We start from the raw sequence: 8,528 nt of genomic DNA on the forward strand, positions 1-8,528 counted from the left end.
CGGGGACCCCGTACACACCCGCCCGGGTTGAACAGCTCGTCTCCGGACCACTCTCCTCGGGGCCCCCGCAAAATCGAATGATTTTGTGGGGTGAGAGCGAGCAGGGCGGGCTGCCCTGCACCCGTCTGCGCCTCAGGGCTGCGCTCTGCGGCGGGGCAGAAAAGAAGCTGCATTTCTGCCTTTTCCGCCTTGCGCCTACGGCGACGCTTGCCCTTCGGCTTGAGCAGGGGCTCTGCCCCTCCCACCCCGGCCGGTCCATGACCCGGGCTCGCGGTTCCACTACAGGGGACTTCTTACCGTTGAGGGCTTGAGGAGCCCTCACCGCCGAAGTGACGTTGTGTTTGAACGGGACAGCGCGCCGGCTTGTCCGCGGTCGGAGTACATCCCTCTTTCGGAGATCATTGACAGAGTTCGCTTCCGCCGCCGTGGCCCCCCCAACGGCCTTTGGCCGTCGGTCCCCCCACAGATCTCCAACGCCTTCGACTGCGTCTCAGGCGCTGGGATGACGGCGGATAGAGGCTTTCCCCGATCGGGGGCATGGTTTTCTCCCTGCAAAGCCACAGGCTTTGCAGGGAGAAAACGCTTTGGTCACAAAAAAAGAGCCCCGGGTCAGGGGGCTCTGTCATAGTCCTTTTTGAAATACAGGGTGATGAGGGCGGAGATGCCGCTCATGGCCACCCACACCCAGATCATGGCGCCGTAGCCCAGGGCCTTGACCAAAAAGCCAAAGGCCACGGCTCCCGTGGCGGAGCCCATATAGGTGAGAAAGTCCACTGCTCCGGACACGGAGGACACGGCGCCTGCCTCAAAAAATCTCAGGGGCAGCATGCCGGAAAAGGTGGTGTTGGCGGTGCCGATAAAGGCGGACACGGCAAACATCAGGGCGGCGGCGGACAGGATGGGCAGCCGAAACACGCACAGGGGCAGCAGTGTCAGGCAGCTCAGGGTGTAGCACACGCAGGCCACGGCTATCTCGTTGCGGCGGCACAGCTTGTAGAGCACGGGAAAGAGCAGCTTGCCCAGCAGGGTGGCTATGGGCATGATGAAGATGTAAAAGGCCGCCTGCTTGATGTCTATGTCATACACCTGTATAAAGAAGATGGGGGCCCACAGCACCAGGTTGTCCTTGATGACTCCCTGTCCCATCACCGGCCACAAAAAGCGCAGCACGCTCTTGTGGCACACGTATTTCAGCGGGTTTTCCCGTTCTTTTTTCGGCGGCTTGGTGTTGGGCAGCAGCAAAAAGCCCGGTATGGCCGCCAGCAGCATGATGATGCCCGGCGCCCAGAACATATAGCCTGCTCCCCAGGGGGACACGGCGGCGCACACGGCCACGGTCAGCAGGCCTCCCAGCCCCACGGTGGGGGCCAGGGCGATGATGCCTCTTTCTCTCTCCCGGGGGTCGTCGTAGAGGCCGGAGACCACGTTCAGCACCGAGCCCCACATGGAGGACTGAAACAGCCCGTTGAGGCCCCACAGGACAAATATGATCCACAGCTCCGGGAGAAAGCCTATGCCTATGTTGCACAGGGCTCCCACGGTAAAGCCGGTCAAGAGCAGGGTCTTGGGGGGCACCAGGTCTCCCAGATATCCGTTCACCAGCCGGCCGAAGGCATACACGTAAAAGAACATGCTGCCCAGTATGCCTATGCCGGCCTTGTCGGCTATACCTTCACTTTCCAGCAAAGGGGCGGCCATGGACAGGTTTTGCCTGCCTATATACACGGTGGTGTATATGATGAAACAGACGGCCGTCCCCGCCAGGGCCATGGTCTTTTTGTTCAAAACGGCTCCTTAAAAGAGGGCGAGCAGCCAGTCCCTGAGGACCAGGGGCCAGCCTGCGGTCTGGGGATAGGCGGCGCCGAAGCCTACGCCGTGGGGGCCCGCGTCATAGATATGCAGCTGGGCGGGCACGCCGCAGCGCCTCAGGGCCCGGTAGTATTCTATGGAGTTTTCGCAGGGGACGTCCGTGTCCGCGCCGGTGGTGAACAAAAACGCGGGCGGCGTGTCCCGGGTCACCTTCTCCTGGCTGCAAAACTCCCTGATCTCCTCGGGAGTGGCCTTGTCCGTCAGCAGGTTGAGGCCGGTGACGGCGTAGGCGGTGAGCCGGTCCAGGTCTATGACGGGATAGACCAGGATGGAAAAGTCAGGGCGCGCGGATATGTCCGGATAGTGGGTGTGGGTCCTGAATTCGGGTCTCTGCCACTGGGTCGATATCACCGACGCCAGGTGGCCTCCCGCCGAAAAGCCCATGATGCCCACCTTGCCCGGGTCGACGTTCCATTCCTTGCTGCGGGCCCTGATGATGGCCATAGCCTCGGAGGCGTCCTCCATGGGCTTGGGGTAATAGCTCTTGGGGGCGTGTCTGTAGCGCAGCACAAAGGCGCTGATGCCCAGGCCGTTGAAAAAGGGCGCCAGCTCCTCGCCCTCATAGGTGTCGCACACTCCCAGATAGCCGCCGCCGGGGCAGATGAGCACCGCCATGCCGTTGGGCTTGGGGGCAAGGTGCACCGACATAAAGGGCTGGTCGGTGTAGTGCCCGGTCACTTTTCTCGACTGGTCCCATATGTCCAGCCTGTTGTTCAAAAGGTCCATTTTATCCTCCGTTTTTCCGTCGGGGCCCGCTTTGTCCGCGGCAAAGGCCGCGGCGCTCAGCCACAATATCGCAAAGGCGATAGCGAGAGTCATCATTTTCATCGGCAGCTCCCTGCGGGACCCGGTCCCGTATTTTCATATAAATTCCGGCTCGGCGCCGGTCACAAAAGACCCTTTACACAGATCTCTATGCCTATCAGTATGAGTATCACGCCTCCGGCCTTTTCCGCCCAGGCCACGGCTCCCAGCCTTTTGCCCAGCAGGGCGCCGGCAAAGGAGATGACAAAGGTGACGCAGGCTATGATCAGGCTGCAGACCAGGGCCCTCCCGGGGCCGTAGGCGCCTATGGCAGTCCCCACGGACAGGGCGTCTATGGAGGTGGCGACTCCCTGCATCAGCAGGACGCCGGGGGTCAGACGGGGCGCCGCTTCTCCGGAAGGCTTTTCCAGGAGCATCCTGACGCCTATGAAGCACAGGAGAACCAGGGCTATATAGCCCACGGCGGCTTTCAGGGCCCCGAAGACCGTCAGCAGCGTGTGCACCAGCAGCCAGCCCGCCATGGGCATGGCCGCCTGAAAAAAGGCAAAGCACCCCGCGATGAGCAGCATTTTCATCAGTCTCATGCGGGGTTCTCTCAGCCCGTTGGCGGCGGCCACGGAAAAGGCGTCCATTGCCAGGCCCACGCCCAGCGCCGCCGAGTTAAAGAAAAACCACATCTATTCCGCGTCTTTCACGTTAAACGCCATCAGGACGGTGTCCGCCTTTTTGTCGTCGGGGAACAGCTTCACGGCGGTGATACCGGAGTTGAAGGGGGCGTATTGCACAAAGCCGTCCTCTTCGGTCCTCACGGGCTCTCCCTCCATGGGAGTGTCCAGTGCCTTGAAGGCGGTCTCGGCGTCGCAGGGCTCGTCAAAGTCCACCCTGATGAGGATGGGGCGGCCCCTGTACACCCACACGGTGCGCTTGAGCCCGTCTCCCCGGTAGATGAATTTTTCGGTCTCCCGCCCGTCCTTGTTCTCCACTTCGTAGGAGGAGGCGCTGTCCTTGTAGAGCTCTTCTATCTGCTGAAAGGACATGCGGCTCACGTCCGCGGGCTTTTTTTCATTCATATTCATGCCCAGGGCGGTCATGGTCACCAGCACCAGTATGATGACGGCCAGGTTCCGGGGCCACCGCTTTTCTTCGGCCCCGCCCCTGACCCTGAAGCGGTGCTTGCGCTCAAAGGCCCCTATCACTCCGCCGTGGCTCTTGCGGCTGCCTATGACAGACTTCAGGTCCGCCTTCAGGTGGTCCTTGTCGGTGATGAGGCTGTCGTCCCGGAGGATGCCCGACCGGTACCACCGGATCAGGTCCGTCTTGGTAGCGGGCCCCTCCTTTCTGTCGCCGTTGACGAAATAGTATTCTTCGTCTTTCATGGCCTACAGGCGGAAGCGCTTCTTCAGCTTGATGACCTGGGCCACGGCCTCGTCCAGACGCTTGTCGTCCACGTTTTTGGCTATCTCATTCACGGCCTCGTCTATATCTTCCTTGGTGGGATGGGCTATGATCAGGGTGTCTATGCCCGAGTTCACGCACATGGAATAGGCCTCGGCGCCGAAGTTGGACCTGATGGCGCCCATGGTGAGGCTGTCGGAGACTATCATGCCCTTGTAGCCCAGCTTGTCCCTCAGCAGCCCCTTGGCTATGGCGGGGGACAGGGTGGCGGGCAGGTCGGGGTCGAGGGCCTTGTAGGTGACGTGGCTGATCATGATGCAGTCCACGCCCACGTCAATGGCGTTCCTGAAGGGCACCAGATGGTTGGACTCTATCCTCTCCATGGAGGAAGGGTCTTCGGAAAAGCCCAGATGGGTGTCCGCCACGGTGGAGCCGTGGCCGGGGAAATGCTTGGCGGTGGCCGCTATCCCCTGGGACTGGAGCACCTTGATATAATGGCTGCCCAGACGGCCCACGGCCGCAGGGTCGGCGCCGTAGGAGCGGCCGCTCTTTACAAACAGGGCGTTGTTGTCTATGTCGCACACGTCCAGCACCGGGGCAAAGTTCACGTTGAAGCCCATGCTCTTGAGTTCCTTGGCGGTGCTGAGGGCCTGGGTGTAGATGCCTTCAAGGGCTGCCGTGGGGTCTTCCTTGTATTTGTCGCCCCACTCTATGTTCGGGCGGGAAAAAGGCATGGCGTCGGTGCCGGCCAGCCGGTCCACCTTGCCGCCTTCCTCGTCAATGGACACCATGAGGGGAGTGCCGGTCACAGCCACGGACACCTCCTGCAGCTGCCGTATGAGCTCCCTGACGTGGGCCCGGTTGTCTATGTTGGAGGCAAAGAGGATGATGCCGCCCACCTTGTATTCCCTGAGCACGTCTATCATGGCCTGCTTTGTCGAGAAGCCCACTATCAGCAGCTGGGCCGCCTTTTCCTTTTTGTTCATAGCCTTGATGCTCTCCTCCACCGAGGCCGCCTGCAGGGAGCCGCAGAGGACGAAGAGGGCTAAGATCAGCAAAAATATTCTGTACACCATATACTTCACCTTTCGTATTGTAAAATCGGAGCCGGAGCCGGCGTATCCACAAAATTATAGCACATATGGCCCGCCAAAAGCAAAGACTCAGAAGTCCAGCGGGAAATCGATATCCTTTGTGAGAGGGTGATGCCTGTTCCGGATATAGCAGGTGGGCTTGTCGGTGATATAGGCCATTTCCCGGTCGTACACGGCCGAGTCCGTGAGGCCGAGGATGAGCTTTTCCCCGGGATCAAAGAGGCCCATGCCCGCGGCGGACAACCCCAGCATGTAGGGGTTCAGGTCAGAGCAGCGGAAAAAGCCCCCGTCGCTGATGCCGTTGATGGCGGCGTCGATGGCCTTTTGGGCGCTGTCCGTGTCGCCCACGTAGCCGAAGAGGTTCACCGAGCCCGCCCCCGTAAAGTCGTCCGAAGAAGGGCTCCCCTTCCACAGCCTTTCTCCCTGAGCGTTGAAGGAGACGGTGGCCAGGCCCTTTTTCACCGAGTCCATATACCTGTCGTCTCCGGTCATCTCCCAGGCCGAGATCAGGCCGCTCATGTTGCGGCACTGCCAGTTGTCCCAGGTCCAGGAGCCGTCCTCCCGCTGGGCCTTCACTATCCTGTCCGCCCACCTGACGCCCCAGAGGTCATAGCGGGTGTCCCCCAGCAGGTGCATATACAGGCAGGCCTTGATGAGATGATACAGCTGATTGGAGCCCGACTCCATCTGGTCGTATTTCACTGCGGTCGAGAGAGCCCGGGCCGCCAGCTCCTTCGCTTCTTCGGCCAGGGGCATATGGTATTTGTCAAAGATATACGCCGCCGCGGCAAAGCCGTCGGCCCCTATGCCGCTGCCGAAGGTGGAGGCGTAGGGGTTGTAAAAGCCCATGCCGAAGCGGCCCGTCCGAGACACCCTGTCCGCCAGGGCAATCACCGCCTTTTGGTCGTTGGGATAGTCCATGAAGGGCAGGATCCTGATCTCCGCCTTTTTGCAGTCCTCCGGATATTCCAGGTGCAGGTCCGTCAGGGCTCCCTTGCGGCCGGACTTGTCCGCCGCCCCCCATATGCGCTCCGGGGCCCGGTCCCACATGATGACCAGGGACAGGCCGGCGCCCTGGTCGGGCACGTCGGTCACGCCCATGCCGTTGCCGCCGCTGATGATGAGATAGTCAAAATCGGGCTTGTAAATATACAGCCCGGGGGCGGCGGCCCTTTGGAGCCCGTTGGGGAAGGTGACGGTCTCGGGGCCCCAGCTGCCCGGCCGGAACCAGTAGTCGGCCTCGCCCAGGCTGCCTATGTCGATGACGGAGGAGCCCCGGCCGTCAAAGGTAAAGGTCATGGAGGGGGGCAGGTCCGAGTCGCCGAGATAGTATCTGTTGCGGGCGGAGACGCTGCGGCCCCCGCCGGTCCACCGGCGCCCGAACTCCCATTTGCCGTCCTTGTAGCGGAGAGGGGTGTCCTCGTGTTTTTCCAGCGCCGCGCCGGCGGTGACGCCCACGGTGCACAGCTTGCGGGACAGGTCCATTTTCTGCACCATGGTCAGAAGAGGCGTGTCCTCCAGAGGCCTTATGTCCACCGGCCGCCGGTCATGCTTGAAGGACAGGATCAGGTCGTCGCCGTCCATGGGCACTATGCCGCCCTTCAGGCCCTTGTAGAGCCTCTCTATGAGCTCCGGCCTCACCACCGGGGTAAAACGCTCCTCCTCCGCCAGGGCGCAGATGTTTCTCGAAGTATCGTGGAGATAGTGTATCTCCAGATCGTCGTTGAAGCCCAGCAGGTCGTAGCGTTCGTCAAAGATGTAGCCCGTGTAGTTGCCCGCGATATAATTCATCTTGTCATAGGTGTAGGGAGCCTGAGTGCGGAGAGGGTCGGCGGAGAGGCCGTCCAGCAGCTTTCTGGCCGGGGCGGCGCAGGCGGTATAGAGCAGGCCGGCCCGGGCGGGAGCGCCTATGCCGGCCCGTCCTTTGTCGGGAGAGAGGGTCAGGGAGATCAGGTTTTCCCCGCCGAAGTCAAAGGCCCCGGTGATATATTTCCCTCTGTCCCAAGTGGTCCCGATCCGGGCCTCCTTGCCGTTGACCGAGGCGGACAGGAGAGTCCCCATAGTGTCGGGGACGTAGAGAGCAGTCTTTTCCCGGCTCCAGCCGGCAGGCAGGGTCACCCGGGCGGTGAATTCCACAGGGCCCGCGGCGTCGATGCATTCTCCCGGCCCCAGAGCGCGGCCTCCGGCGGTCCAGCCTTCCACGTCCACCCGGGACACCGGCGCCATGGCGGCGGTGGTATAGAGGCGGAAACCCGAGAGCAGAGCCCCCCAGCCGTCCTTGGGGTATTTGTCCGTGAACCTGACGAACACCGTGGAGGACTCCGCCGCAAAGGGAGTCAGATCCACCAGAGTGCGGCCCGCCAGAGTGTCGCATTCCTCGTAGTCGCAGACCTTTTGCCAGGCGCTGTTGTCCACAGAGGCCTCCACGTTGAACTGGGTGGCCACCTTCAGCAGCAGAAAGGCGCAGGCGCCTTTTTTCAGGTCAAATTTGTAAGTATAGTGCATTTGGTGGTCGCCCACCCGGGTAAAGGGAGTAAAGGGGTCGGAGCCTATCTCCCGGCAGACGCTCGCATCCTCGAAGAGATATTTGCTCTCCTCAGGGGTGTTCACCGTGATCTCCTTCACGGACCAGGACCAGGCAGGGACGGCCAGCGCCGCCCACACCAGCAGCGCGTATAACAATGCTTTCATAGTATCACCTGTGTATGCGGGAATTATCTATATTATATCATATCCTCAGGCAAATAACACCTTATCCACAGCCCGCCGTCGCTTATCCCTTTGTAAAAACGGAGTTGTCCACGGCTTATCCACAGACTTGTCAACCGGGAAAACACCGCCGGCCGATCGGAAAAAACGCCGCAACCCCGCGTCATCCCGGCGGCAGCGCCAACCCCGCGTCATCCCGGCCAAAACGGCAATATGTCAAACGCCAACGGCGTTTGGCCGTTTTGGGGAAGGGATCGGGGTCCCCGGCGAAAAAGGTTTCGCCGGGGTGTAATTCGGGCGGGACCCGTTTGCCCGTTCCTTGCTCCGGCAGAGCCGGAGAGGGCAAATGGGGAGGACCCGGTCTTCGAGTACTGACGAGTGTAGCAGACGTGCGCAAGTGCCGTTCCGACACTGAACCAGCTTTCTTTACCTCGTACCGTTTCTTGGCTCTTTCAGGCAAGGGGGGCTTCCCCCCTTCGCATACCCCCCTTTTTTTTCGCGGGTATTGCATACCCGCACCCGCCCGGAGAGTTTCGAGTCTCTCCGGACCTCTCAACGAGCAGGGCCGGCTGCCCTGCACCCGTCTGCGCCTCAGGGCTGCGCTCTGCGGCGGGGCAGAAAAGAAGCTGCATTTCTGCCTTTTCCGCCTTGCGCCTAACGGCGACGCTGGCCCTTCGGCTTGAGCATGGGCTTCGC

At 61.4% G+C, this 8,528-nt stretch carries 6 protein-coding genes; all 6 read right to left on the bottom strand.

All coding sequences use genetic code 11. The annotated features are described in order from the left end of the window. Positions 1-609: 609 nt before the first annotated feature. A complete protein-coding gene (locus tag IK083_05715; protein ID MBR4749049.1) occupies positions 610-1,785 on the bottom strand; it encodes an MFS transporter in 1,176 nt (391 codons plus the stop codon). 9 nt (positions 1,786-1,794) lie between these two features. Then, on the bottom strand, positions 1,795-2,697 hold the full coding sequence (locus IK083_05720) for an alpha/beta hydrolase (GenBank protein ID MBR4749050.1): 903 nt from the start codon (positions 2,695-2,697) through the stop codon (positions 1,795-1,797). A 59-nt stretch (positions 2,698-2,756) separates the two neighbouring features. Then, on the bottom strand, positions 2,757-3,311 hold the full coding sequence (locus tag IK083_05725; protein ID MBR4749051.1) for a manganese efflux pump: 555 nt from the start codon (positions 3,309-3,311) through the stop codon (positions 2,757-2,759). Beyond that, on the bottom strand, positions 3,312-4,010 hold the full coding sequence (locus tag IK083_05730) for a hypothetical protein (protein ID MBR4749052.1): 699 nt from the start codon (positions 4,008-4,010) through the stop codon (positions 3,312-3,314). 3 nt (positions 4,011-4,013) lie between these two features. Beyond that, positions 4,014-5,105: a hypothetical protein gene (locus IK083_05735; GenBank protein ID MBR4749053.1), complete on the bottom strand. Its 1,092-nt coding sequence runs from the start codon at positions 5,103-5,105 to the stop codon at positions 4,014-4,016. 87 nt (positions 5,106-5,192) lie between these two features. Then, positions 5,193-7,814 carry a hypothetical protein gene (locus IK083_05740; GenBank protein ID MBR4749054.1) on the bottom strand — a complete coding sequence of 874 codons (2,622 nt, stop codon included), beginning with the start codon at positions 7,812-7,814 and terminating at the stop codon, positions 5,193-5,195. Positions 7,815-8,528: the final 714 nt, after the last annotated feature.

This window comes from Abditibacteriota bacterium (assembly GCA_017552965.1).
GTDB lineage: Bacteria > Armatimonadota > UBA5829 > UBA5829 > UBA5829 > RGIG7931.

Excerpts from the sequence above, each read along its gene's own strand:
- IK083_05720 (MBR4749050.1), bottom strand. The coding sequence starts at position 2,697 with ATGAAAATGATGACTCTCGCTATCGCCTTTGCGATATTGTGGCTGAGC.
- IK083_05725 (MBR4749051.1), bottom strand. The coding sequence starts at position 3,311 with ATGTGGTTTTTCTTTAACTCGGCGGCGCTGGGCGTGGGCCTGGCAATG.
- IK083_05730 (MBR4749052.1), bottom strand. The coding sequence starts at position 4,010 with ATGAAAGACGAAGAATACTATTTCGTCAACGGCGACAGAAAGGAGGGG.
- IK083_05735 (MBR4749053.1), bottom strand. The coding sequence starts at position 5,105 with ATGGTGTACAGAATATTTTTGCTGATCTTAGCCCTCTTCGTCCTCTGC.
- IK083_05740 (MBR4749054.1), bottom strand. The coding sequence starts at position 7,814 with ATGAAAGCATTGTTATACGCGCTGCTGGTGTGGGCGGCGCTGGCCGTC.